At 54.7% G+C, this 25,703-nt stretch carries 26 protein-coding genes and 1 riboswitch; of the genes, 15 read left to right on the top strand and 11 right to left on the bottom strand.

Annotated elements, in window-relative coordinates; genetic code table 11:
* Nucleotides 1-169 precede the first annotated feature (169 nt).
* Both HCH_RS07370 and HCH_RS07365 read right to left on the bottom strand, forming a co-directional pair.
* Nucleotides 170-793: a response regulator transcription factor gene (locus tag HCH_RS07370; protein ID WP_011395555.1), complete on the bottom strand. Its 624-nt coding sequence runs from the start codon at nt 791-793 to the stop codon at nt 170-172.
* 131 nt (nt 794-924) lie between these two features.
* Nucleotides 925-1,806: a LysR family transcriptional regulator gene (locus HCH_RS07365; RefSeq protein ID WP_011395554.1), complete on the bottom strand. Its 882-nt coding sequence runs from the start codon at nt 1,804-1,806 to the stop codon at nt 925-927.
* A 139-nt stretch (nt 1,807-1,945) separates the two neighbouring features.
* Between HCH_RS07365 and HCH_RS07360 the strand changes: the two genes are divergently transcribed.
* Nucleotides 1,946-2,677, top strand: coding sequence for a sulfite exporter TauE/SafE family protein (locus HCH_RS07360; protein ID WP_011395553.1), 732 nt, complete (start codon nt 1,946-1,948; stop codon nt 2,675-2,677).
* A gap of 94 nt (nt 2,678-2,771) precedes the next feature.
* Here HCH_RS07360 and HCH_RS07355 read toward each other — a convergent pair whose 3' ends face one another.
* Both HCH_RS07355 and HCH_RS07350 read right to left on the bottom strand, forming a co-directional pair.
* The gene (locus tag HCH_RS07355; RefSeq protein WP_011395552.1) at nt 2,772-3,077 is read right to left on the bottom strand and encodes a hypothetical protein; all 306 of its coding nucleotides are present in this window, start codon (nt 3,075-3,077) and stop codon (nt 2,772-2,774) included.
* Nucleotides 3,078-3,550: 473 nt separating this feature from the next.
* Nucleotides 3,551-4,276 carry a glutathione S-transferase family protein gene (locus HCH_RS07350; RefSeq protein WP_011395549.1) on the bottom strand — a complete coding sequence of 242 codons (726 nt, stop codon included), beginning with the start codon at nt 4,274-4,276 and terminating at the stop codon, nt 3,551-3,553.
* A gap of 250 nt (nt 4,277-4,526) precedes the next feature.
* Here HCH_RS07350 and HCH_RS07345 point away from each other — a divergent pair, with 250 nt between their 5' ends.
* Nucleotides 4,527-6,758 (top strand): putative bifunctional diguanylate cyclase/phosphodiesterase, encoded by a 2,232-nt coding sequence (locus tag HCH_RS07345; RefSeq protein WP_011395548.1) that lies wholly within the window; start codon nt 4,527-4,529, stop codon nt 6,756-6,758.
* 10 nt (nt 6,759-6,768) lie between these two features.
* Entirely contained in the window at nt 6,769-8,718 is a 1,950-nt protein-coding gene (locus tag HCH_RS07340) for a sensor histidine kinase (protein WP_158304937.1), read from the top strand.
* 70 nt (nt 8,719-8,788) lie between these two features.
* Here HCH_RS07340 and HCH_RS07335 read toward each other — a convergent pair whose 3' ends face one another.
* From HCH_RS07335 to HCH_RS07320, 4 genes are all read right to left on the bottom strand, one after another.
* Nucleotides 8,789-9,061 (bottom strand): hypothetical protein, encoded by a 273-nt coding sequence (locus HCH_RS07335; protein ID WP_011395546.1) that lies wholly within the window; start codon nt 9,059-9,061, stop codon nt 8,789-8,791.
* Nucleotides 9,062-9,071: 10 nt separating this feature from the next.
* Nucleotides 9,072-10,763 (bottom strand): hypothetical protein, encoded by a 1,692-nt coding sequence (locus tag HCH_RS34395; protein WP_011395545.1) that lies wholly within the window; start codon nt 10,761-10,763, stop codon nt 9,072-9,074.
* Nucleotides 10,764-10,975: 212 nt separating this feature from the next.
* Nucleotides 10,976-11,794 (bottom strand): phosphotransferase, encoded by an 819-nt coding sequence (locus HCH_RS07325; protein ID WP_041598493.1) that lies wholly within the window; start codon nt 11,792-11,794, stop codon nt 10,976-10,978.
* A 176-nt stretch (nt 11,795-11,970) separates the two neighbouring features.
* A complete protein-coding gene (locus HCH_RS07320) occupies nt 11,971-12,531 on the bottom strand; it encodes a GNAT family N-acetyltransferase (RefSeq protein ID WP_011395543.1) in 561 nt (186 codons plus the stop codon).
* Nucleotides 12,532-12,648: 117 nt separating this feature from the next.
* Nucleotides 12,649-12,787, top strand: a riboswitch (TPP riboswitch).
* A gap of 51 nt (nt 12,788-12,838) precedes the next feature.
* Between HCH_RS07320 and thiB the strand changes: the two genes are divergently transcribed.
* Genes thiB through HCH_RS07305 form a run of 3 tightly spaced genes read left to right on the top strand, consistent with a single transcriptional unit; the run spans nt 12,839 to nt 16,093 of the window.
* Nucleotides 12,839-13,858: a thiamine ABC transporter substrate binding subunit gene (gene thiB, locus HCH_RS07315; protein WP_011395541.1), complete on the top strand. Its 1,020-nt coding sequence runs from the start codon at nt 12,839-12,841 to the stop codon at nt 13,856-13,858.
* A gap of 53 nt (nt 13,859-13,911) precedes the next feature.
* On the top strand, nt 13,912-15,483 hold the full coding sequence (locus HCH_RS07310) for a thiamine/thiamine pyrophosphate ABC transporter permease ThiP (protein ID WP_011395540.1): 1,572 nt from the start codon (nt 13,912-13,914) through the stop codon (nt 15,481-15,483).
* Entirely contained in the window at nt 15,476-16,093 is a 618-nt protein-coding gene (locus HCH_RS07305; protein ID WP_011395539.1) for an ATP-binding cassette domain-containing protein, read from the top strand. Before HCH_RS07310 ends, HCH_RS07305 begins: the two co-directional genes overlap by 8 nt.
* Before the next feature lie 18 nt (nt 16,094-16,111).
* Here the strand turns inward: HCH_RS07305 and HCH_RS07300 are convergent, their stop codons facing one another.
* A complete protein-coding gene (locus HCH_RS07300; RefSeq protein ID WP_011395538.1) occupies nt 16,112-17,176 on the bottom strand; it encodes a tRNA-queuosine alpha-mannosyltransferase domain-containing protein in 1,065 nt (354 codons plus the stop codon).
* Between the two features lie 318 nt (nt 17,177-17,494).
* Here HCH_RS07300 and HCH_RS07295 point away from each other — a divergent pair, with 318 nt between their 5' ends.
* The 4 genes from HCH_RS07295 to HCH_RS07275 all read left to right on the top strand — a co-directional run bounded on the left by HCH_RS07295 (nt 17,495) and on the right by HCH_RS07275 (nt 20,212).
* A complete protein-coding gene (locus HCH_RS07295; RefSeq protein ID WP_011395537.1) occupies nt 17,495-18,118 on the top strand; it encodes an ABC transporter ATP-binding protein in 624 nt (207 codons plus the stop codon).
* Nucleotides 18,119-18,140: 22 nt separating this feature from the next.
* Entirely contained in the window at nt 18,141-18,938 is a 798-nt protein-coding gene (locus HCH_RS07290; RefSeq protein ID WP_011395536.1) for an ABC transporter permease, read from the top strand.
* A gap of 150 nt (nt 18,939-19,088) precedes the next feature.
* Nucleotides 19,089-19,523, top strand: coding sequence for a GNAT family N-acetyltransferase (locus HCH_RS32185; protein WP_158304936.1), 435 nt, complete (start codon nt 19,089-19,091; stop codon nt 19,521-19,523).
* An 8-nt stretch (nt 19,524-19,531) separates the two neighbouring features.
* The gene (locus tag HCH_RS07275; protein WP_011395534.1) at nt 19,532-20,212 is read left to right on the top strand and encodes an alpha/beta hydrolase; all 681 of its coding nucleotides are present in this window, start codon (nt 19,532-19,534) and stop codon (nt 20,210-20,212) included.
* Between the two features lie 67 nt (nt 20,213-20,279).
* Here HCH_RS07275 and tpx read toward each other — a convergent pair whose 3' ends face one another.
* On the bottom strand, nt 20,280-20,777 hold the full coding sequence (gene tpx / locus HCH_RS07270) for a thiol peroxidase (protein ID WP_011395533.1): 498 nt from the start codon (nt 20,775-20,777) through the stop codon (nt 20,280-20,282).
* 360 nt (nt 20,778-21,137) lie between these two features.
* On the opposite strand from tpx, the gene HCH_RS07265 reads away from it, so the two are divergent.
* Entirely contained in the window at nt 21,138-21,992 is an 855-nt protein-coding gene (locus HCH_RS07265) for a hypothetical protein (protein ID WP_011395532.1), read from the top strand.
* A gap of 11 nt (nt 21,993-22,003) precedes the next feature.
* Here the strand turns inward: HCH_RS07265 and HCH_RS07260 are convergent, their stop codons facing one another.
* Nucleotides 22,004-22,279 carry a hypothetical protein gene (locus tag HCH_RS07260; protein WP_011395531.1) on the bottom strand — a complete coding sequence of 92 codons (276 nt, stop codon included), beginning with the start codon at nt 22,277-22,279 and terminating at the stop codon, nt 22,004-22,006.
* Between the two features lie 258 nt (nt 22,280-22,537).
* Here HCH_RS07260 and HCH_RS07255 point away from each other — a divergent pair, with 258 nt between their 5' ends.
* The 4 genes from HCH_RS07255 (at nt 22,538) to HCH_RS07240 (ending at nt 25,670) form a co-directional block, all read left to right on the top strand.
* On the top strand, nt 22,538-22,867 hold the full coding sequence (locus HCH_RS07255) for a hypothetical protein (protein ID WP_148212513.1): 330 nt from the start codon (nt 22,538-22,540) through the stop codon (nt 22,865-22,867).
* 22 nt (nt 22,868-22,889) lie between these two features.
* Entirely contained in the window at nt 22,890-23,717 is an 828-nt protein-coding gene (locus HCH_RS07250) for a DUF2145 domain-containing protein (RefSeq protein ID WP_011395527.1), read from the top strand.
* 181 nt (nt 23,718-23,898) lie between these two features.
* Nucleotides 23,899-25,029: a sterol desaturase family protein gene (locus HCH_RS07245; RefSeq protein ID WP_011395526.1), complete on the top strand. Its 1,131-nt coding sequence runs from the start codon at nt 23,899-23,901 to the stop codon at nt 25,027-25,029.
* Nucleotides 25,030-25,127: 98 nt separating this feature from the next.
* Nucleotides 25,128-25,670 carry a BPSL1445 family SYLF domain-containing lipoprotein gene (locus tag HCH_RS07240; RefSeq protein ID WP_041599314.1) on the top strand — a complete coding sequence of 181 codons (543 nt, stop codon included), beginning with the start codon at nt 25,128-25,130 and terminating at the stop codon, nt 25,668-25,670.
* The last annotated feature ends 33 nt before the right edge of the window (nt 25,671-25,703 follow it).

Here is a 25,703-nt window from a genome sequence, read left to right as displayed (position 1 = left end):
GCAGACAAATAGCTTCCTTCTATTTGTCTGCAACGACAGGGCCTGCACAGGTCAGGCCCTGTCTCCCGCGGCTTGTCGCCGCGCAGGCGCGTCCATGCGCCTGATTATTAACATGCCAATATCATTGCCATGTTAATAATCAGGCAGGCGGAACGGTATGCGCACGGAGTCAGCCAGCGCTATTTTTCTCCGCAGCCAGAGGCAATACTTTGACCAGCAGATCCTTGATGGAGGAGACATCAAACTTCGCCAGCACATTGCGGCAGTGGGTTTCGATAGTGCGGGGGCTGATAAACAGCCTGGCTTCCATTTCCTTGGTGCTGAGCCCTTGTAACAGCAAGTCGTAGACCTGCCTCTCACGAGCGGTCAATTGTTCGATGCTGCGCTGGATATTGAGGCGTTTCAAATAGCGCTCGCGATGCAGTTTTTCATGGGCGACGGCTTTTTCCAGCAATGGCCCTACGTCGGTGATGCTGATGGGCTTGAGCAGAAAATCGAAGGCGCCGCCCTGTAGCGCTTCTTTCACCACCGGCACCGTGGAGTATGCCGTCATCAATATCAACGGCGGCAGGTAGCCGGTTTCGGACATTCTGTTCAGCAAGTCCAGACCTGTCATGTCCGGCATCATGATGTCGGAGAGAATCACGCAATTATGGTCATTGCTGAATTCAGACAAAAAGGCCTTGGGATTGCCGTAAGCTTTGGACTGATAGCCATAGGACTCAAGAATGGCCGACAGCAGATCCGCCTGCATCTGGTCATCTTCAATGATATATACGCACGCATCTTTCATGGCGTTTTTGCTTATCCCAAGCAGAAAAACACGGATGGACCCTTATTGTTATCGCCGCCGTCCCCACAAGCGCCGCCCAAGAGGAAGCGCCCTCAGTTCATTGATAACTATTGGACAGAGTGAGGGTAATGTCAAAGCGAGGCTCCCAACATTTCATCCCAGAATTCCTGCGCCAGCGGCGATAACAATTGATTGCGCAAACGAATGAGATAAATGGGGACCAGACTGCGCGAGGGAAAGTTCTCCACCTGCAGGAACCTCAGCTCATCCCGCTCCAGTTCGGCATCCACCATATGCAGAGGAATCCGCGCCCACCCCATTCCCGAGAGAAGCAGGCCTTTCTTCATCAAAAAGTCATTTACATACCAGCGATGGCCGCCGGGAATAACATTGACATGATCGAACGGCGCCAGCGAGCCGCTATCGGCGATCAGAATATGCGGCCGGTTGCGTAATTGCGCTTGACGCACCACACCGTCCCCGCCGGCTTCAGTAAAACCTGGCGCAGCAACCGTGACCTGAGTGACTTTCGCCACTTCAGTAAACTCATAGCGATCATCCAGGCCGACCTGGGGGCCGATAGCCACTTCCGCTTTTTCCAGCAGTAGTTGCTCCAACACCCCGGACAAATGCTCCGTATGCAAATGCAGACGCATCTCGGGGCGTTTTTTGGCGAACGCTTTCAAGGTGTCCAGCCCCGGCAAATGCGCGCACATGGCGCTCAGGGAAATGGACAGCTCCGGCGCCTTGCCCTGCGCCAGACGATGCCCAAGCATCTCCAGATCATGGGCTTTGGAAAGTAACGCCTTGGCCTCCCGGAACAACGCCTTGCCTTCGATGGTCAGCGTCGGTCGATAGGTTTCACGGTTGAATAACTGCAAATCAAACTCTTGCTCCAGCGCCGCCACCGCCGCGCTGACCGTAGATTGGGTTTTAAACAGGGCCGCCGCCGCGGCGCGGAAACTGCCATGCTCCACCACGCCTACGAATGCGCGTAACTGCTCATTGGTCATGCTCGTCCTCCCCGGAATGATTTGACCAATAATCCGCCAAAAATCTATCGCTTAAAGCGATCAACTTGAGCGATATATATCGTTATTTTACGGTCATATAACGGAGTAAGCTTGCCCCGTCAAGATCTGAGGGGGTTGTATGGACTTTGATACTGCGTTCTTCTGTATTCTCGCCGCCGGGTTTATCACCGGTTTCTCCAAGTTCTCTATTGGCGGCATGGGGCTGCTCATCCTGCCGATCATCGCTATCGCCTATCCCGGCCCCGAGGCGCTTGGGATTCTGATTCCCATGTACATCGCGACGGATATCCTGGCGGTGAAAAGCTATGGCCGAGACGCCTCCTGGCCTATCGTGCTGCGCCTGTTGCCGTTGGCGCTAATCGGCATTGGTCTGGGCATTTGGTTGCTGTCCAGCATCAATCCAGAGCAATTCACCCTGTTGCTGGGCGTCATGATCGTTTTGATTCTGGCGCTGGGGCTTTGGCTGGACTACCGCCCTTCCGCCGTTATGCGACATCCGGCGGCCACCCAGGCCATGGGGCTGTTGTCCGGGTTCGTCACCATGACGGCCAACGCCGCCGGCCCTCTGCTCAGTCTGTATTTGATGGAGCAGCGTCTATCCAAGGAAGCTTATGTGGGGACCCGGGCATGGGCGTTCATGATCCTGAACAGCGCCAAGGTTCCATTGCTGATTGCAGCGGGATTTCTGAATGAGGAGATCGCCCTGCGCAGTCTCGCCGGATTGCCGGGACTACTGGTCGGATCGTTGGCGGGTTATTGGCTGTTGAAAAAGCTGAACATCAACCAGTTTAAGTGGATGATACGAGGCATGGCGGCGATCGCCGCAGTCAAGATGCTGGCGTTCGGCTGAACGCCGCCAGTGACGGTTTAAATCCATTCATGAGCGCCCGGAGTCAGCGCTGTCGCCGCTGCGTCTCCGGGCCTCCTTTTCCCGCCAGCAATGCTTATTTGATGGGAAAGACTACGACAATGCCGTCATCGTTGTAGCGGCGGTGGTTGTAGTAGCTGTAGCGATTATCCCATCTGCGGCCGTCATGATGTTTGTAATAACGGTGATGACGACGATGGTGGTGACGATTATGATGCTTATGGTGTCCGCCACGATGACGATGTTTATCGTGATGACCATGGTTATGGTGGTTATCGTAACGCTTGCCGTCATGACGTCCGCCGTCGTGTGCCATCGCGGAGGTGGAAGCGCCGGCTATCGCCAGCCCCAGAGTCAGTATCCACATCGGTAATTTTTTCATCTTTAGTTCCTCACAGGTTTATCGATCACAGTTGTTAAGATAAGCCTGCTAACGTGAACCCTAACTGAATGAAAAACCGGATATTTACCCGCCCGTTAGAATGCTTCCGCATAACCTTCTTGCTTGGCAAAGCGCCCGCGTTTTACCGCTTGCAGCCCGCCGACGGCGGTGTGAAAGTCACTTGCGGCTTCGGCGCCGAACACGGCCTCAACCTGTTCAGCTGTTATTAATCAGGCAGTCAAATAGCTTCCTTCTATTTGTCTGCAACGACAGGGCCTGCACATGTCAGGCCCTGTCTCCCGCGGCTGGCCGCCGCGCAGGCGCATCCATGCGCCTGGTTATTAACATGCCAATATCATTGCCATATTAATATATCGGCCTGTTGCTGGAGAGACTGTTGGCGTCGATGTATGAAGAGGGACTGCAAAGCCTGAAGCAGCGCCTTGAGAACCCCGGCGCCGCAAGTTGATTCTTTAACGATACCGGTCGTAAATCCGCTGCGCCCATTGCAGCTGCGGCTTCAGCTCTTTGACGGTTTGCGCCAGAGTCGGGGGTGGGTCCTGCGGCCACGGAATATCGAAGGTTTCCGGCTGCAGAAATGGGGTCAGCAAGGCTGCGGCGGTCAAATCCGCCCGGGTAAAATAGTCTCCCACCAGATACCCGTCGCTCCCCGCCCGTTCGTTAATACGGGTCAGCGCCGCCTGAATACGGCGCAGGGAGTCCGCCGCCGTTTCATCGTTAATGCGCATGTGTTTGCGCATGATTTTGCTTAATTTTCCGAATCCAAGTCGCAGCACCCACTTTCCGTACCAGGGCCCTCGGTGCGCCAGCATGGGAATCACCTGATCCGGACGCGTCAGTAAATAGTGGTAACAGTAACAGCGTATGGAGACGCCGATCTCTCTGTCCAGGTATTTTTCCCACTCCAGAGCGGCGGACCTTGCTCCCGGCTCCACCGGCGTCAGCGGTTTATCCGACGACAGTCCATCGAGATAATTAATGATTTCCGCTGAGCCCTGTACGACTTTTCTATCATGCTCAATAACAGGAACCGAGGACTTCTCAGCCAGTTTTTTAATAGCCTTGATGTGCGCCCCGGGCATGAGGTTTTTCACCTTATATTCCTGCCCTTTATAGTCGAGCGCCCATCGCGCTTTTTCGCAGAAGTGGGAAATAGGGAACTGATAGAGAATGATCATGCGTTAATCCATTGAGATAGAAAAGCCGTATCCAGAATACGCCGCAAATAATTTCAATATAAGGCGCTTTGATTAAATTATAAGACGCCGTCACATCCTGTGTTGACAGTGAGCCCCCACGCTTCTATCTTCAAAATATCCGCTTTTTCAAGGCTGTTCCTCGCGCGCATCCTTTGAACGACGCGCCTTCCAGCCAAACGTTGACAAAGTCGGGACCAGTTGACAGGGGTTCTTAGAACGGAAGGGGATTATGGAAATCACGCCGATGGATGACGATGTCATCAGCTTCGCGCAAGATGAGCCGGAGCCTTCGGAACATGTCGCGCAGGAAGCCTGGAAAGTGCTCACCGTCGATGACGATTTCAACTACCAGCGCTCTACGGAGTTTGCGCTCGCCGGCCTGAAAATCCTGGACCGCCCCCTTCAGCTACTACGCGCCTACAGTTACGCCGAAGCCTCCAAACTGCTCTCAGAACACGCCGATATCGCTATCGCATTGGTGGACGTGGTGATGGAGACCGACGACGCCGGCCTCCGCCTCGTACGCGCCATTCGCGAAGTGCTCGGCAATGCAGAGATCCGTTTGGTGCTGCTGACAGGACAACCCGGTATGGCGCCCATGCTGGACGTGATGAAAGAGTACGATATCAATGATTACTGGACCAAATCCGAGTTAACCGACACCCGCCTGCAGACCGTACTCACCGGCTGCGCGCGGTCTTATGTCCAGATTCGGGAAATCGCACGGGCGAAACGGGGCTTGCAGTTGATCGCCGAGTCCAGCGATTCAGTGTACTCCGCCAAAAACCTGCAGGAGTTCTCCGCGCGCATGCTGGCGGAGCTGGCCAAACTGTTGGGGCTGCCTCCCGACGGGCTGGTGTGCGCCAAGGCTTACACTACGTCCAGGCCGGAAAACAGGGAATGTTATATCATCGGCGCCGCAGGCATTTATTCCAACTGCGTGGGTAAAACCCTGATAGAGTTCGAAGCGCCTAACGTGCGTGAACACTTGCATCAGTGCCTGCAAGGGCGCAAGTCCATTCATGAGAAGGACTACACCTGTCTTTTTTTTCTCGACCCCATCGGCGCCGCCGATTACGCCGCCTACATCGAAACAGGCCACCCTCTCGACGCCACCGAACAGGAATTGATTCGCGTATTCAGCCTGAACATCGCCAATGGCCTGCAGAATGTCTCCCTGTTCAACCGCCTGGAGCGTCTGGCCTATGAAGACGACACGCTACGCATTCCCAACCGCAATGCGCTGCTGCGCAGATTGAGCCAGATACTCTCCCGGCCGGATAGAAACCAGTATCAGCTCATGCTGGTGGACATAGACGGCTTCGCCAGCATCAACTCCGTACTGGGCGCCCGTTATGGCGACTCGGTTTTGCAGCTGGTGTCGAGCCGGCTCAAAGACGCGTTCAGCGGAACCATTCAGGTTTCCCGGGTCAAGGATGATCTATTCGCCGTGCTGGGAAGTGTCGAAGATGTCTCCGCCGATAAGTTGGACGGATTATTCAACGGCCTCTCCGCCAGTGAAAAGAGCTTAAAACTCCTTAACATCAGTTCGGTAACCTATCCGCTCAGCCACCCGGACAGCTCGCCGCCGGAAGTCATCACCCGCGCAGGCATCGCCTTGAAACAGGCCAAAAAACGCGGCATACGCCAGCACACCACGTATGACCCGGAAACCGAAGCCGCCGCCGCCAGTCGCTTCCATTTATTACAGGCGCTACAGGACGCGTTGACCAAACAAAGTATCTTCGCCGTACTGCAACCGCAGGTGGACCTGGAAACCAAACAAGTCACCGGCGTCGAAGTGCTGGCCCGTTGGCGCCTGGAGGATGGAACCCACATCCGGCCGGACCAGTTCATCTCTCTGGCGGAGACTTCCGGTTTGATCCTGCCTTTAGGCCAGCAAATTTTCACTCAGAGCTGCGCCGCCTGCCGCCGCTTGCAGGAAGCCGGTTACCGCGACATTCGTATTGGCGTGAACTACTCCGTCATCCAGTTCGAGCAGGACGATATGGTGGACACGCTCATCCGCAGCGCGGAGGCGGTCGGCATCAGACCCCAGCAAATCGAGGTCGAGATCACAGAGTCCACCGTCATGCACAACTTCGCGTTGGTGCAGGAAAAACTGGAGCGTCTGCGGGAGATTGGCGTCACTGTCGCCATTGACGACTTCGGCACAGGATTCTCTTCCCTCGCCTATTTGAGCCGCCTCGCGGTAGACAGACTCAAAATCGACAAGTCGTTCGTCGACAAGGTCACTACAGACAAAGGCGCCGCCGCCATCGCCAAGACGGTTATCCAGCTGGGGGAAAGCTTCAATCTCGATATTATCGCCGAGGGCGTCGAGACCAAGGAGCAGGCGCAGTGGCTGCTCGACAACGGCTGCAGCAGCGTACAGGGGTATTTGTACGCCCGTCCAATGACGGTGGATGTTCTGTTGCCATGGCTGGCTCAACGGCGCTGACGCGAATACCATGACCACCCAGGAAGCGTCCCTCTATCATCTTCGCAGGCGCCTGCTGAGACTGATCGCGCCTTGGAGCATTCTGCTCTTGGCGCTCTCATTTTTTCTGTATGACTATCAGTTGAATAACGATCTGTCGCCGGTGCAGGATACTGCCTCCAGGTCGCTGAGTTCAGCCTATGAGACAATGACCAGGAATTTCGGCGATCTGGCTACGGACATTCGTTTCCTGGCGCACAATAAAGCGCTTCGCAACGCAACGCCGGAGAACAAGCAAGGCGCAGAAACCTTGTTGCAGGACTTCTCCGAGGCGTCCGGCGTCTACGACCAAGTACGCTGGTTAGGGCCTGACGGCCGTGAAATAGTACGAATAGAAATGTTTGGCGCTCAGGCGATACGCATTCCTGAAGAGCAATTGCAGGAAAAGAGCCATCGCTACTATTTCACCTCGGGCATGGCGCTGAAACCGGAAGAAATTTATTTCTCTCCACTGGATCTTAATGTCGAGCAAGGCGCCATTCAGATCCCCCATAATCCAGCGCTGCGGGTAGTGACGACAGTTTTGACCCCGGAGGGAGAGCATAACGGTCTGGTGGTGTTGAATTACAAAGCTAATCTGATGCTGCAAGCCTTGCGCAACATGCATCTGCCAGCCAGTGTGCGCCTTTATCTCCTGAACGCCAATGGATACTGGCTGCTAAGCGACATATCCAAGGATGAATGGGGATTCATGTTCAAGCGCAGCGAATTACGCTTCGGCGTGCGTCACCCGGAGGGCTGGGACCGCATAAACAGCACTAGTTACGGCTCCTTCACTGACGATCAGGGACTATGGTTGTTCACCACCTTCTCACCCACCTCGAACCTGAGCCGGGAGGACCAATACTGGAAGCTGGTGGTGAATGTGGACGCCGCAGCGATTACCGCAATACAGCGAAAAGCCCTGATCGCCACGCTGGGTGTGATCTTCCTCCTCTTTGTGATCCTGTTATTCGTTTCCATCCGCATCGCCAGGACCGACGCCGTAAGAGACACGCTTAACGCCCAATTGAGCGCGCGTAGCGACGAACTGGAGCGCTCCAACGCCCTGTTGCAGGAATCGCTGGACAAACTGATGCATACCCAAGACGAGCTGGTAAGGGCGGAAAAGCTGGCTTCGCTGGGGATGATGGTCGCCGGCGTGGCCCATGAACTGAACACGCCCATCGGCGCCTCTCTGGTGACGCTTTCCTCCCTGCAGCGTCAGGCGGAAGAATTGCGAGACGCCTTTGCGCGCGGCCTGCGCCGTTCTGATATGAACGACTTCTTCGCCCGCTTCGAACAAGGTTCCGCCATTATTCTCAGCAACCTCAATCGCTCGGCGCAATTGGTGCACAGCTTCAAGCAACTCGCCACTGACCGCGCAGGCGCAGAACGGCGGGTATTCTCTTTAAAAAGCCTGATCGATGATATGCTGCTGACCACCTGGTTACGCATTCACAAAAAAGAACACCAACTGGTGACGGATATTGACCCCGGCCTGGAGCTGGACAGCTATCCCGGCGCCTTGAGCCAAGTGCTGGAGAATCTCGTCAATAATGCGATGAAACACGCTTTCCAGGACATGCCGCAAGGTCGCGTGTGGCTGTCCGCTCAACGTCGCACCGAACAGGTCGCAGAAATAGAGGTCCGCGACAACGGCGCCGGCATCCCACCGGAAATCCTGCCCAAAGTCTTCGACCCTTTCTTCACCACCAAACGCAACCAGGGCGGCACCGGCCTGGGACTGCACCTGACGCACCAACTGGTCACCAACGTACTGGGCGGAACTATCAACATTTCCAGCGCCATCGGACACGGCTGCGTCGTCAAAATAGAACTACCGCTACACGCCCCCGCCACAGAAAAGCCCGATGAAGAAAAAAAAGAAGAAGAGAAAGAAGCCGACTTTGGATCTCGTGATGCGTCTATAACTTATTAGAGTCGATGAAAAATATCTTCAATATGAACAAATTAAGCCCAACTGGAGACAGATTAGCTTCCCTTGGACGTTAACTCTTGGAATAGCGCTTGATGACGTCACAGAGTCCTTTGGCCAGCTCTGTAAAATCATGCTCTAAACCTGAACTTGTCACTATTTTCACAGCGCCCTCATTTTCATAAACCCGAATCAAAGTATTAATTTCTTCTTTTATCTCACCAGGAAGCGTGCTTATTTTTTCAGGGCGCTTTTCAAGAATTATCAGTTCGGCAATATCCAGAGCGGCACTGGTTTTGTCGCACCTGTACTCTTCAAAGTCTTGCACTATATCTTCAATTTTCACCTTACCCTCGCTATCTGAAATACTTGTTTTTGAACACTTCTGTGATTTGCTCAACTGTAGCATCGCCCTCATCAATCATATGCTTAGCAGCTGCTTGGTCGCCCCTAAGAACGGCTTTTCCATGATAGTTGTTGCTGGAAAAGCCATTTATCTTGCTAACATATGTTTGCAGAGATATTTCGCCTTCTTCATCAAATAGTCTTTTTAGTGCGTTAATCTCGTATGCTTCATGAGTAAAAATAGCAAGAGCACCAGCATCATTCCGAAGAATCTCTGGGTCGAATTCGACGATTACGTTACCCTTCGCATCTGCTATTGATCTTTGACCGGATTTATGCGCATCAAATGAAATTAACTCGTTGTAACCACCTCTTGAGTTATCAGGAATGAACTTCCCATACCCAGCAAACTCTCCAGGAAAGCGCTGTGGAAAATTGTAGTTAGGTATGAACTTAATTCGCGATATATCTAACTCGGGAGCATAATGTTTAACCAACTCTTCAATTCGACGAGTCGCAAGTTCCAGCCCCTCTCTTGTTGAAGGTAAGTCCTTTATAGGTTTAAAGAAGCCAGCATCTTCTAGAGCATGACTATAGATAGAACCATTTCCCCCAGCTGCGCCTCCTATATATTTCTTCTCACTAAAAGGGCTTGAGACCTTTTTTACAGTTGCATCTCCCACTTTCATCAGCGCCGGATGCCCAACCACTGCAGTAATGGCCCCAGCATAGATCTCTTCCAACTCTCCCAGTCTGGGTGGAATTTCGGTGACAAATGAGCCGACGTCTTCCAATGCTACGCGTTCGCTTAGTCCTTCCAGTGAACTGACTTCGATGCTGCGTCTGGCGACAATTGGGTCTGAACTGGCGTTGATCAGGTCTTTACGGATGTTTCTGATCTTGTTATCGAATGCTCTTACATCGTCAATGGGGCTTCCCCGTTCAATGACGCGTAGCCCTTCCAGCATCAGCTCCGCTCGCTCCTTCGGTATAGCATAGTACTTCCCGAAAGGGCCACCCCCGCCTGTTTCCAGCGAGTGGTAAAACTCACCCCCCAACTTTTCTTCCATTGTCAGAATAGCGGAGGCGTCTCCTTGTTTTTTGGCTTCCCAGAATTCCCTGTAGGCCTCCTCACGCTCATCCTCGGTCAGACTGGTCGCCTCATCAGGTTCTGCTTGAGCGATCTCAGGCGTTTCAGACCTTTTGGATGGCGGGGGGAGATAATTACGGCGTTCGGCAGGAACACTTTCCCACCACAAATTACCGTTCAATGAGGGAATGTCTTTTAGTAGTCCGTTTAATACTGGCGGCGGAGGTGGCTCTGGGTTCGCCCGAGCGATCAGTCGCTCAGCCAATACAGGATCTGAGTTTGTAGGAAAGACGCCTTCGTCTTCCTGCCTTGCAATCGGACTAAATGGCTTTTTACCGTCTTTAAACACCAGAAGAATGTCGCCGCGCTCAACCAGCCTGACGAAATCTTCCTTCCATTTCCGAAAGTGCGGCGTCCCTCGCCCAGGAAAGGCGCCGAAAGCAGAGCGAAAATGGGAACCTGAAAGGTTACCGACAATATCGTTGATCTTCATATCATGGTTTAAACAGCGTTCAGCGTAGCTGGCGGCGAAGAATGGAGACTCAACAAAAGACAAGTCAACAATGGTTAAATCTGTCCAATGTTTGAACTCGTACTGACGAGTGGAATACATGCGAATACATCCCTAATAATCCGCCTTTACCGCTCATGACAGTTATTACGGCGAAGGAAGAAGCGAAACAAACCGTTACAATGCAAGTTTATTTTAATTTCCATTGCCGCTTGGATACATCATTCGGAGGGCATAGTACTCTTGACTGACAGCTTCGATATCTGAAGTGTTTGAGAGAATCTAGCGTGTAGCTGCTGCGGACTCCATTATATTCACCCGGTTTGCTCCTCTCTTACCGCAAACCAAAGTTGCTCAAGGAGTTGATTGATATGCGCGGCAAGTTGCAGTCTCTGTTCGATTTCCGTTGCGCTCAAGTTGGCGCAGGCGGGCAAGGCGTATAGGTCATCCGCTTCCAGGTCATGGTGTTGCAGGAGCGAGGCCATGTCCAGCCAGGGCCATCCCAGGCCGGCGTATTCCCAGTCCAGCACGACTAACTGTCCTTGATCCAGACACAGGTTGCCGGAGTGCAGATCATGATGGGTGAGTGTCATCGTATCGGAGGGAATAGCGGAGAACGCCGCTTCCAGTTCCAGCAGGCGTTCTGTATGAGCGGAAGCGTCGGCGCGCTCCTTTATATGACGGCGATAGAGCGCGATCAATGCCTGGTAATCGAACGCAGGGCCCTCGGTGATGCGTTGCAGATCCGAGATGAACGACAGCAATTGTTGGCCAGAATGCGAAGCGTCAGTCTCCCCTGCCTCGGTCAAACTGACGCCATGGTGGGCCATCAACAGCCAGCCTTCCCGCCAGGCGTTGCAGAGCACTCGCGGGGCCCAGTCGGCGCCCTGGATCAATTGCAGCGCCTCAGCTTCTAGCCGTCGGTCAACGCCAAAGGCGCGCAGGGAACTGGCGTTTATGCGAAGCACCAAATCCCCTTGCGGCCCTTGCGCTCGAAACAGCATATTGCTGTGCCCAGACGCCGGCATGAGCCGCCAGTCCATCTCCATCCCCACAAATGCGTCAGCCGCCCGCAGCCGCTCCGCAACAAACGGGCGTTGCGTGGGCTCTTGTGACTGTAGGGTATCGCTCATGCCGTTCTCGTTGTTATTAATCAGGCAGACAAATAGCTTCCTTCTATTTGTCTGCAACGACAGGGCCTGCACAGGTCAGGCCCTGTCTCCCGCGGCTGGCCGCCGCGCAGGCGCATCCATGCGCCTGACTATTAACATGCCAATATCATTGCCATATTAATAATGGGAAGTCCAGGTTAATGAGTGGTCCAGTTTCCCGCCGCAATTCTCGCGTACACGCAGGTGTTACGAAACTGTCCATGGTTATCCATGCGTTCGTTGCGCAGCACGCCCTCAAGCTGAAATCCGGCGCGTTCAGCCAGTTTGCGGCTACTCAGATTACGTTCGTCCGTGGTCAGATAAACCCGGCTGGCCGCCAGCTCAAGCAGCGCATATTCCACCAAAGCCTTCACGCCTTCGGTCATATAACCAGCCCCTTGCAGACGCGCCGCCCCCCAATAGCCCACTTCATGATGACGTAAGACGGCGTTGGCTTTACGTAAACCGCAAACTCCCGCCAAAGCGCCGTCTTCCTTACGCAGAAGCATCAGGTTCACTTCTTCCTCCAATAGATAGCGAGCGTAAGCCTGCCTGCACCAACGGGAGGTTTCCTCCACGCTCGGCGGCGGCGTCATCCAGTCCAGCCATGGCTGTAATTGATCCAGAGATTCTATAATCGTCCGGTTTAGCGCCGGACCGTCCTCCGGACTCACCACCCGCAGCGTTAAACGCTCGGTTTCCATCTTTGTAAACGCCATCCCGTCTTGACTCCTTGTTAAGGTTTACTCGCATTGCGACGCCGCAGACAGAGTTTCCCCGCAGCAAAATATTCTGCATCCGCGTAGATTGCGCCATCGCTTTTGGTTAGAATCCGGGCAGTCTCATCGGGGCGCCTGACTCCGCCGCGTTCATTCGATGCGCCATTGCGCTCGAACACACGCCTGTCAGGCTGAGAGTGTACCCGTAGAACCTGATCCAGTTAATGCTGGCGTAGGAAATGAGGCCGGCAAGTCCACTTCTGGATCAAGCCGCCGCTTCCGCGCCTCGCTGTTTAGAGGAGCCTCCATGCACCATCTGTTTACCCGCGCAGTTTCATTTTCCCGATTAGCCCATTCGCTTATCGCTGTTTCAGCCGCCGCTTTCGCCGCCAGCGCCAGCGCGGCGGAAGAACTGACGGTCTATACCTACGACTCCTTCGTCAGCGAATGGGGCCCCGGCCCTGCGCTGGAGAAAGGCTTCGAAGCCACTTGCCAGTGCGATGTGAAATTCGTCGCCCTGGAAGACGGGGTCAGCATTCTCAACCGACTGCGCATCGAAGGCAAGAAGGCCAAAGCAGATGTGGTTTTAGGACTGGACACGGGACTGATAGAAGAAACCCGTAAAGAAGGTCTGGTGCAACCGCACGCAGTGGCCTTTGACGCCCTGACGCCGGAATTGAAGTGGAGCGATAAAGACTTCGTGCCTTTCGACTACGGCTATTTCTCCTTCATCTATGACAGTCAAAAGATAAAGCAACCGGCGCAATCTCTGCAGGAGCTGGTGGATTCCTCCGCGTCCGTCATCTATCAGGACCCCCGCACCAGCACGCCGGGTCAGGGCATGATGATGTGGATGAAGAGCGCTTACGGCGATCAGGCGGAAAGCGCCTGGAAAAAGCTGGCGCAACATACCGTCACCGTCACCAAAGGCTGGTGGGAGGCCTACAGCATGTTCCTGGAAGGCGACGCGGATTATGTGCTCAGCTACAGCACTTCCCCGGCCTATCACCAGGTGGCGGAAGATAAGACGCAATACAAAGCGGCCCTGTTCAGCGAAGGCCATGTAATGCAAGTGGAAGTCGCCGCCATCGCAGCAAACAGCGAAAAGAAAGAGCTGGCCAACCGCTTTCTTAATTTTCTGATTTCACAGGAAGCCCAGGAAATCATCCCCGTCACGAATTGGATGCTGCCGGTCCGCAAGGGAGTCAAACTGCCTGAGGCCTTCGACACGCTGATTCAGCCCAAATCCATTGAGCTGACGCCGGAGTATATCGCTGCGAACCGCAAAGCATGGATCAAGGAGTGGCGCGGCGCCGTTTCGCAATAAGCGACGCCGCCGCTAATCTTAGTTTATCCCTTTTCCATGCAGGTTGTATTTTGATGAAACAGGGCGCGTTCACGACAGGAAAATGGGCCGGCTGGCCCGCCCTGTGTTTTGTCGCCATCGCAACGGCCCTGGCCTTCGGCGGACTGATTGGATTCAATCGTAACGAATTTGACTGGAGCTATTTCAGCGATCCTTACTTTCTCGCCATCCTACGCTTCACCCTGTTGCAGGCGACGCTGAGCGCATTAGTGTCGGTGGCGCTGGCCTGGCCGGCGGCGCTGGCGCTCAGTTACCTCAAAGACAGCTTGCACAAACGCGTCTTTCTCAGCCTGTGCGTGCTCTGTTTCGTCATGCCGACATTGATCGTAATTACCGGCATCATCAGCCTGCTGGGACGATCCGGCAGCCTCAGTCCTTTGCTGGGAGAAGACTGGAATCTGTACGGGCTGAGCGGCATTTTGATCGCGCATGTCTATCTTAATCTGCCGTTTGCAGTACGCACCCTGTATCTGCGCCTGCAGTCCATCCCCGACGCCAGCTGGCGGCTGGCGCGCCAGCTCAAATTGACGCGCATGCAACGGTTTCTACAGTTGGAGTGGGCCGCTACGCACAGCTCAACCTGGTTGCTGCTGGGGTTTATTTTCGTCATTTGTTTCAACAGCTTCGCAGTGGTGCTGGCGCTGGGCGGCGGTCCCAAAGCCACCACGCTGGAAGTTGCGATCTATCAGGCGTTGAAATACGACTTCAATATTTCCGAAGCCCTGGCTCTGGCCTGGGTGCAGTTGTTGATCGCAGGCTCCGCCTTTCTACTGGTGTCATTCTGCGGCAAAGTATCCTGGCTCAGCCCAGCCTCGGCGCCGACTCAGTTAAGGCCGACCGCAACGCGCCCTGAAGCGCTTGCTTACCGGGCGCTTTACGGCTGTTGCTGGCTGTTTCTACTAGCGCCGCTGCTGGCGTTGATTCCACGCGTCATCGACGGCGCCGCCGATATGACGTTCTGGAGCTCCCTCAGCCGTCCTCTGCTGGTGACGCTGGGGCTCGGCGCCATTTCCACCGCACTGTCGATCAGTCTCGCCTACAGCGCCCTGCGTCCCTATCGTCGCGCTCGCCTGCAGGGCTCTTCCACCGCGTTATGGCTGGACTGGCTTACCTCGCATTCGCTGGCTGTGCCCGCCATGGTGCTGTCCGTCGGTCTGTTCGTATTGCTGTTGCCCCACCTGGACCTGGATCACTGGGGCATGTGGCTGGTGGCGTTGATCAACGGTTTGATTACCGTCCCGTTCGCGGCGTCCCAACTAAAGCCGGCGCTATTGAACTTCGACAGTCAATATCATCGCCTGGCTCAGTCACTGAAATTGACCTCGTGGCGGCGTCGACGTATCGAATGGAGCTATATGGCTCCGGCCATTCGCACCGCCGCCGCGTTCGTGGCTATGCTGGCCATGGGAGACGTGGCGATTTACTCAATTTTCGGCAGTCAGGATTTCGTCACCCTGCCCTGGCTGATTTACGGCTACGCCAGCACCTATCGGCTGACAGAGGCCTCACTGGCCTCCATGGTGTTTCTGGGCGTCTGCGGCCTGCTGATTTTTTATCTGGAGAAGCAATCCCCTCGTCATGCTTGAAATTCGCGCACTTCAAATTAAGCGGGGCGCCCGCACTCTGCATTACGACCTGCAAGTCGCTCAAGGGGAAATCATCGCCCTGCAGGGCGTCAGTGGCGTGGGTAAGTCCACCTTGCTGGAAGCCATCGCCGGTTTCGTCGCGCCGGAAACCGGCCACTTGTCCTGGGAAGACGCCGACCTGACCCACACGCCGCCGGAGCAACGCCCCGTCGCCATGTTGTTTCAGGACTACAATCTGTTCGAGCACCTCACCGTGATGGCGAATTTGAAGCTGGGGGTGGAAGCGGCGATGCAATATGAGATCCCCAGGCAAGCCCGGGTTTTGGGAATCGCCGACCAGTTGGACAAACTTCCAGGCCGACTCTCCGGGGGACAGCGACAGCGGGCGGCGCTATTGCGAACTATGCTGCGGCCGGAGCCGCTCATTCTGCTGGACGAGCCTTTCTCAGAGCTGGACGCCGAGACCCGCCGTCTCGCGACCGAATGGACCAAAACCATAGCGGAACGATTCGGCAAAACCCTGTTGATGGTCACCCACCAAAGCGAAGACGTCAGCCGTCTTGCGCACCGCGCTATTCATCTGAACGAAGCGGATACAGATCACGCCTAGACTGCAACTCATGAGCGCTCACGACCGATCCGCCGTCGCACTTAATACATCGGCATAGACGTCGCGCATTGCGCTCCAACCGTATTCCCGCATGTCGCAGACGCGCCTGGAGCGGGCGTCAAGCAGCAGTTCAACGGCTTCCGCCTCATTCTGATAGCGGCGACATTGCGGAAACAGTTCAGGATAACTCAAACGATCAGGCGTCACCGGCGCGCACCCAAGCGCCGCCGCCTCCATTACCGCCAGCCCCTGAAACTCATGCTGCGCCGTGGACAGCGCCACATGCGCCCGACTCAACCAACGCCAATATTCTTCGCGACTTTCCGCATACCCATCAAATAGCAGGTGGGCGGCGAACTCTTCCTGCAGTTGGCCCCAGGCGTGAGGCGCCTGCCGGAAGCGACGTCCGAGCAGGATGAGCCGAAAGTCATGCGTCCTCTCCCGCAGCCTTCGCAAAATCTTCAGCAGGTCATCCACGCCTTTGTCATATTCCACCCGATGATTCCAGGCGATGGTCAAGGGTTCATCCCCTTTTTCCTCGCCCGCAAAGCGCCATAGCTCGTCTTCCAGTGGAACAGGAATCACCCGGCTTTTGTCGCGAATACGGCGACACAGCTCTGCATCCACCGCATCCGGCAAGCGGGCGATCAAACTCTCCAAACCGGCAAGAAAGGATGCCTGATTGAAGGTCGTGTTAAACACCACTGAGTCCGCAGCCAGCGCGGCGTATATGTTCACCATGGCAGGATCGATGCTGTCGTGCTGCGCGCCGGAACACGGGTAGGCCAACTGATTTTCGTGGAAGTAGACCAGCAACGGAACCCTCGCCAAATTCGGATACACGCCTCGCAAAGTGGCGACGTCCGCCATGGAGGTGGCCACGATCAGATCATACGCCCCCCGCAACGCTTCGTTTTCATACAGGCTCCAACTGATCGGCGCACCGCGAATACGCCAGCGAAAGAAGCGGGGCGGCAGGCTCAGCACGATCCATTCGTGCTCAGGAAATACGGCGGTCAGCCCCAGCCGCCAGCGCTTGTGACTGTCTATATCGTAGGCGGATAGCAACAGTATCTTCATCATGAATCCGTTTTTTATTCGCGCCGGCGACTCCGGCGGTCGCGTTTCAGTTTAAGCGTCTGCGAGCAGGCTGTTAACAATCAAGCGCTTGGCGAACGTAACTGAATCGCATTAAAAACCCGTGGAGCATTCCACAAAGTTTTACGGGCGTTCTACGAATTTTACGATAGACTTTTATTGAGCGGCGCGTTCAAAAATGACCCTGACGGAGCATCTTCATCCCATCGCCAGTGAGGCGCCGCAAGCTGTGAGCGAACAATTTCCCCTGGCCTGAATTCAGCAGACCTTCGTGATACTCACGGACGTGAGCAGGTTGACGCAATGCCGCTGTTGTCGCTTAGAGACCTAGCCATAGGCTCTCTCAAACCATTCTCCAATCATCTTTATGAGGGTGACTGCGTCGCTCTGAGCGGCCCGTCCGGCAGCGGTAAAAGCCTGTTGTTGCGCGCCATCGCCGATCTGGACCCACACTCCGGCGCTTGCTTTCTACGCGGTGAGCCCTGTGACCAGATTCCAGCGCCGGAGTGGCGTCGTATGGTGATGCTCACCCCCAGCGAATGCCGCTGGTGGCTGCCCACCGTAGGAGAGCACATGCCCGCCGCCATGCCGTCTTCCTGGTATGAAAAGGCCGGATTCAATCCCGATGTCGCAGGCTGGGAAGCCGGCCGCCTGTCCAGTGGCGAACGTCAACGCCTGGGCCTGATCCGAACCCTGTCCCGCTCACCCGCCGTCGCGCTTCTGGATGAACCAAGCGCCAATCTGGATAACCGTAACCGTGACCGTGTCGAACGGATGCTGACCGCCTATCTGGCGGAACCGGGCCGGGCGATCTGTCTGGTCAGCCATGATCAGGAGCAGTGCCTGCGGCTGGCCAATCGCTTCTGGAATATCATTGACGACAAAGTGCGGGAGCTGAGCGAACTCACTCCCACTTTCCAAGTTTGAGCGCCATTTATTAGGCTGAACGATGAGCATTATCCACTTAAGCATCTGGGACCTGGGCTTGTGCGCATTATTGGTGTGCAGCCTGGCCTGGATCAACTGGCGACAGGCCCCTGACCTCAGCTCAGGCATATTGATCGGCGTCGCGCGTCTGACTATTCAGCTAAGTTTGATCGGCATGGCGCTGAAGTTTCTGTTCGCCCAGGCCTCGCTGCCCTGGGTGCTAATAGTCAGCCTGTTTATGGCCGCCATGGCGGGACGGGAGGTCGGCGCGCGCCAAGAACTCAGATTTGCTGATGGCTGGACTTTCCACATCGGCCTGCTCGCCATGACGGCAAGCTCGTACTCTATGATTCTGATTGTCTTGCTGGCGCTGATCCAACCCGCCCCCTGGTATCAGCCGCAATACGCGATCCCCTTGCTGGGGATGATTCTCGGCAACACTCTCAATGGCGTTTCACTGTGCCTGGACCGTCTGACCGCCGGCGCCAGAAACCAGAAAGACCTCATCGAGGGACGCCTCATGCTGGGCGCACCTGCCGAGGAAGCCATTCAGGATCAGCGCCGTCAGGCCATGCACGCAGGAATGACGCCAGCCATCAATGGCATGGCCACCGCAGGCGTCGTCAGTCTTCCCGGTATGATGACCGGACAGATTCTCGCAGGCAGCCCGCCGGAAACCGCCGTCGCCTATCAAATCATGATATTTCTGATGATTGTCGCCGCCACCGGATTTGGAACCTGGATCGCCAACCGACTGGCCATCTGGCGCCTGTTCGATGAGCGCCATCGCTTGCGCCTGGATCGGCTGACGTTGAAATAAGTGGCGCCCGCCGTCATCAGAACGTCATCGACCAAAGCCAAGATCGGCCACAGTTCTTTACGTTCCCGTTTCAGGCTATATTAGATGCACGATCAGCCGTCAAACGCCCGGCTCGGGGCAGACTCCAACTTAGCGAATCCGACAACGCCTATGCTGACTATCGATATCAGAGCGGCCACTTGCGCCGACGCAACGCCCATCTCTCACTTAATGACGCAATTGGGCTACGCCGTCTCACCACAAGAGACATCGGTCAGAATCACCCAAATAGCAGAAAGGGGCGGCGAAACCTTTATCGCGGAAAAAGACGGCGTGGCCGTCGGCTGCATCCAGGCCAGTATGGATGTGCGTCTGGCGGAAGGCTGTTTCGGCGAAATCATCAGTCTGGTGGTGGATGAAAATGGACGCGGTTTGAGCGTGGGTAAGCAGCTGATAATGGCGGCGTCAGAGTGGCTGCAGGAGCGCGGTTGCGAACGCTTGCGCGTGCGCTGCAACGCCGTGCGGCTGGAAGCGCTGGAGTTTTATGGCAAACTTGGCTTCGAACATATGAAACAACAATCCATCCTGGAAAAAAGCATCGGTTAACCTATCACGTGACTACCCTAGCCCCTACCCCAGCACTACTACCTTATATTGAAATTGAGCCCAGCAAACCCGCGAACGCGGCCTTTATCATGCTGCATGGCCTCGGCGCCGACGGCAACGACTTCGCCCCGATCGTGCCGGAGCTGCGTCTGCCTGAGGACATGGCGGTGCGTTTCATCTTTCCTCATGCGCCGTCTATTCCAGTTACTATCAATGGCGGCTATGTCATGCCCGCCTGGTATGACATTCTGGAGATGAGCATTGAGCGCAAAGTGGACGAAGCCCACCTGCAAGCTTCCGCCAACGCGGTGCGCGCATTAGTGGACAGAGAGATCGAGCGCGGCATAGACAGTCGCCGCATTATCGTGGCGGGCTTTTCCCAGGGCGGCGCCGTCGCCTACCAAACTGCGCTAACCTATCCCAAACCTCTGGCGGGTCTGATGGGCCTTTCCACTTATCTGGCCACCGCCGCGAGCCTGAAGCCTGATTCCGCGAATCGCGACATTCCCATCCGTATTTGTCATGGAACCATGGATTCCGTCGTGCCGGAGAGTCTGGGACGGGCCGCCCTCAGCCACTTGCAGACGATGGGTTACACACCCGAGTACAATACTTACCCAATGGATCACAGTGTGTGTCTGGAAGAGATTCACGATATCTCGGCGTGGATTCAAAAAGTGCTGGCTTAGCCTTCGAACCGGCGCGTAAATGCGCCGGTTTCGTTTACCTCAGGCGTTCACACGCCTTGCCAGCCGCTTAGAGCGCAGCCAGCGCAGCCTCATAATTAGGCTCATCCGCGATTTCCGCCACTTGCTCCGTGTGCAGCACTTTGCCGGACTCATCGATCACCACAACCGCCCGTGACAACAGTCCTTTCAGTGGACCGGTCATTACCGTCACACCATAACGATCACCGAACTCGGCATTACGAAATACAGAGCCGTTATCCACATTTTGCAATCCTTCCGCGCCGCAGAAGCGCGCCATGGCGAATGGCAGATCAGCAGAGACGCACAATACGGCAGTATTGTCCTTCTTACTCGCTTTCTCATTGAACATGCGTACGGAAGTCGCGCAAGTAGGCGTGTCCACACTGGGGAAAATATTCAGCACCAGACGCTTGCCGGCGTAATCCTTCAGCGTCGCCTCGGACAGGTCAGGTTTGACCAGAGTAAAATCCGGCGCGCTGGAGCCCACTGCAGGCAGGTCGCCTTTGGTTTCAACCGGATTGCCTTTTAAGGTGATAGAAGCCATGTTTTATCCTTTTCGACAGGTAAATTATTGAACGGGAATCCCTGAATCCAGCGGGAAGGCAGGGCCGCTTACAAAGCTAGCACAAATCCCATTGCGGAGAGATGAAATCTTGGCAAGCAGCGCCCCGGCCATCGGAGAATACACATTATTAACATGGCAATGATATTGGCATGTTAATCACCAGGCGCATGGACGCGCCTGCGCGGCGACAAGCCGCAGGAGACAGGGCCTGACATGTGCAGGCCCTGTCGTTGCAGACAAATAGAAGGAAGCTATTTGTCTGCCTGGTTAATAGGCTTATGACAGGCTGAAAAATGGCCTATTCAGTTTAGTCCCGTCGATCCGCTATGCTAACGCCCTATGAAAAATAAAATACTCTCTCTTACACGAACGTCCGTATTGCTCGCCGCCGCCGCATTCAGCGCACACAGCCTGGCGGACTGCCAAGCCCTGGCCCGCACCGATATGGAGCGTCTTTACTGCGAGATCCAAGATAAAGGCGAAGGAGCTTCGCTGCCCAAGCTGGAGGATTTTCGCCGCAACGACCGCCAGATTCAGGCGCTGCTGCTCAAGCGTCCCGCCGCCAAACTGGGATTATCGCTGCCTGGCGCAGGCAAGTCGCAGAAGCCGCGGAAAGCCGAATCCACCGTCGGCACGACGCCTGCAACCGCCACCAATAATATCTCTCGTTCAGAGCCCAAAGCGGATGTGCAACAAGCTCCCCGTTCCAGCGCCCCCGCCACCAACGACTGCCTGCTTTACAAAGACCAGATAACCTGCGGCTCCCACCAATTTCATCTAGCGACCAACAAGCAGAACAAGTTTTTGAAACAGGGCGCTTTGGCGGAGGACAACAAACTGAATTTGCCGTCTTTCCAAGGCGATCCCGCTAATGAGCCAGCGGTGAAGGACTATCTGTCTCAAGCCTATCGCGTCTATATCCCCAAAATGCTTGAAATAGGCCTGGGCGACGCCACCATGAGCTTCACCAAGTTCTATTACTCCTTTAAGGATATCCAAAAGCAAAACCTGAGCTTTTCCGACCGTTTTGAAACTATGTACGGCTTCTTGAAGCGAGATAAATCCGCCATGGCGATCCAACCTCGCTATTCGAAGGAGCTGCCGTCGGATATCAACCAATGCAACGGTCTGTCGGACGCCATTATCGTTTGCGATAACGGCGCCACCAACTGGGTTTACGTACGCCAATCCTGAGCCCTTCGCGCTCAGCCTTCACTTAATTCGACGCAATCATAAATGCCGGTGACATTGGTGAAGTGCAGCACCAATGTGTGGGACAGACGTTTTTCTGAATCATGCAAATGGTACTTGAAACGCGTTTGCTTACCGGTTTGCAAGAAAGCGTCGTAGTCTTTCAGCAACTCTCTCACATCACTGACCACTTCCGTGCTCCAGGTCGCCTTGAAGGGCCCCAGCACCGCACCGCCCTTTAAACAAACAGTGACTTCATGGTTGGTCAAGCCTTTGTTTTTGGTTGTCATAGATCATCCTCTGAAAATATTTTTCACCATGTGTTCACTATAGAATAAAAACCTCTCCGCCACGTGAAAAGCTCAATGCCATCCTCTTTGCCCCTCTTCAAAGTCGTGGATAACGATACTTTTCAGCCCACAACGTGCGACTTTACCTGACTTACTATCGCCTTTGTTCAGCCCAGGTTCATGCTGGCTCGGCATTGAGGTTGACGACGCTTGCGTCCTCGACCTTTTTCAGCAACACAAGAAAGTGAGGTATACGCTATGGCGATAAAAATGATCTCTACGTTAACGGCAAGCGCCTGTTTGCTGTTCGCATCCACCAGCTTCGCGGCGGATAGCATGCAACATTTCTCTCAAGCGGCGACCCACTCCGCACAGGCGACGACCAACACCGTCTCCGGCGGCGCCAAACTGGCGTCAGGCGCAGCAGCGGTTCCGTTTAAAGCCATTGCTGTGGTTGGCGAAGCCAGCGCCAGGATCGCCGAACCACTGTGGAACAGCGCTACCGGCCAAAAATCCGGGTCACTGGAAGTATCTGACGAAAGCGTGACCGCAGGTCCGGCTCCTGCATTAGCCGTCGCAGCCCGTTAAATTGACGTACAAGAGGCTTACTATGCCCGCATCAGGCTCCATATCGGGAGCGCGCATTGCATTCGCTGCGTTAGTTCGGTTTGTGGCGCTGTCCGTAAGCCTCTTTTTATTTCAGTCCAATGCTTACGGCGGAAGTCGCCAACAAGAAGGTCCCTCTCCTTTCACGGCTGAAGAAATCGCCGTATTTGCGAAAAAAGTGGAGAAAACCGCCGCAGCGCGAGGCGCCTACGTATTCTTACTGGCCAGACAAGGCGTTCCCGGCAAAGATCTCCCGAAAGGTGTGGAATTCACGCATACGGGGCTCGCCGTCTATTCCACTATCACTACCGAGCAGGGAGAGACGCTGAAGGGGTACGCCATCCACAATTTATATCAAGACGATGACAACCCCCGTCGCAGTCACCTGGCGATGGATTATCCCATCGACTTTTTCTCCGGCGCCAAAGTCTTGAAGGCTGGCGTCATCATACCTACGCCAGCCCTGCAACAGCGCATACTGGAAAGTATCGAGTCGGGCATTCTGCAAAGCGTTCACAACAAGAATTATTCCGTGGTGTCCAATCCATTCAACACCAAGTATCAGAATTGCACGGAGTATGTGCTGGATATTCTTTTCGCGTCGATCTACCAAACTGACAGCGTTAAGCAGATCAAGGTCAATCAACATGCGTGGTTCCAGCCGCAAGAGATCAAATTGGGACCGTTGAAAGGGTTGCTTGCGCCGCTGATAGCGAAAGAGTTCCGAACATCCGACCATTCTGGCGATATCAAAACCACCACTTTCGGCGCTATCGCCGATTTTCTGAAAAGTCAGTCTCTGGCCGAAGAGGTGTTAGTAGTGTATCCCTGAATTGCGAGACTGATCCGTTTAAAAGTCTTTCCGGTATATGGTATCGATATTCGATACCGAGTTGCGTACATCCCGACACCCAATAAGCATTGATAGCCGGACGCCCGGAAATACTCCATGATGGCTTCCACGACAACATCTCGCTTATGCGGTATTTAACGCTTACCCTCGGGAAGACATCATGAAACTGATCAACGATTATCTCAGCCGTCACGGTCATGCTCCTTTCAAGTTCGGTCAGGGCCGTATCTCCGGATACATTTCCGCCACACTTGGCATTCTCAGTTTCCTTGCAATTTTGTGTTTCCATTTCCCTGAATATCTGACCACGCAGGAATTGCGTCAGGTTTACACTGAGCAGTTTGCTCGCACTCTTTTGCTGGTAGCGCTTTGCGCCTCTTTTATACTTGGACTGCTCAGCTTCCTGCTGAACCAACAAAAGCGCCTCAGCATGACTGGCGTGCTTTTTTCCACTGCGGCGGTGGTCGCCGGCGGCGCGGACATTCAGCTCAACAGCATTGGTGAAACACCCTACTCGCTGGGTCTGGACTGGTTCATTCTGGCGCTGTTCTTCTCCGCCCTGGTATTTATCCCCATGGAGCGCGCATTCGCGCAAAAACTGGAAACACATACACTGCGTCCTGAGTGGCGGACCGATCTGGCTTACTTTTTTATGAGCCACATGCTGGTGCAGTTCATTCTGATTTTCACCACTTCATCCTCCACGTTCCTGGTTGGCTGGGTAGCCTCCGATGCGCTGCGTGACGCCATTCAATCCATGCCAGTCTGGGCGCAATTTCTGCTGGCTGTATTTATGGCTGATTTCTCTCAGTATTGGTTCCACCGCCTGTACCACACTGTGCCTTTTCTGTGGAAGTTCCACGCAGTACACCATTCCAGCAAGCACATGGATTGGTTGGCCGGCTCCCGCGTACACTTGGTTGAAATACTGATCACTCGCAGCGTGGTAATGATTCCACTGTTCCTGCTGGGCTTTTCCGCCGAAGCGTTGAACGCCTATGTTATTTTGGTGGGAGTGCAAGCGGTGCTGGCGCACGCTAACCTGAATTTCAACTTCGGCTTCCTGAAATACATTTTGGTAACGCCGCAGTATCACCACTGGCACCACGCAGACGATCCTGCATACGCCTATAAGAACTATGCGATTCACTTACCGATTATTGACATGCTGTTCGGCACCTTCAAACTGCCAGGTAAAGAATGGCCAAAAAGCTACGGACTACTGAACAACAAGACCGTACCTAAAGGCATCATTCGCCAGCATATGTTTCCTTTCGGATACGACGAATAACTCAAGCTATTGATGCGCCCGGGAAAACCACAGTTTTACCGGGGCTTGTTAGGCTTATAATAGGGCGGATTCATTCAATGACTGGAAGTATGCATCTGATGATAAAAATCCAAAAACTCATTTATTCCCTGCTATTGATTATCGGCGTCGCTTTCAACGCTTCTGCTGCGTCCAAAGTCGAAATTGACGCCAAAGTGAACGCCGCCCTGAAAGTCTTCTACAACAAAGTCCCTTCCGGGCAAGAACTCGCCGCCAAAGCGCAAGGCGTATTAGTGTTTCCTGAAATACTGAAAGCCGGCTTCATTGTCGGTGGCGAATACGGCGATGGCGCACTGGTGAAAGGCGGCGCGATTCAGAGCTATTACAACATAGCTTCCGCCTCAATCGGCTTTCAGGCGGGAGTGCAGGAGAAAACCGTCGTCATGTTGTTCATGACGTCCGACGCGCTTAACAAGTTCACTAGAAGTGAAGGTTGGGAGGTCGGCGTTGACGGTAGCGTCGCCATCGCCGAGTTCGGCGCAGGCAAGTCCATCGACACCAACACCATTCAAGAACCCATCATCGCCTTTGTCGTCTCCAACAAAGGCCTGATGGCGGGCGTTTCCCTGGAAGGCTCCAAGATCACGCCTATCGTGAAATAGTCTTTTCCTTTGGGACATGCGCAAGAAAGGCGG

Source organism: Hahella chejuensis KCTC 2396, from assembly GCF_000012985.1.
GTDB classification, from domain to species: Bacteria; Pseudomonadota; Gammaproteobacteria; order Pseudomonadales; family Oleiphilaceae; genus Hahella; species Hahella chejuensis.
Note: the sequence above shows the minus strand (reverse complement) of the source record. Positions and strands in the feature narration are given on the sequence as shown.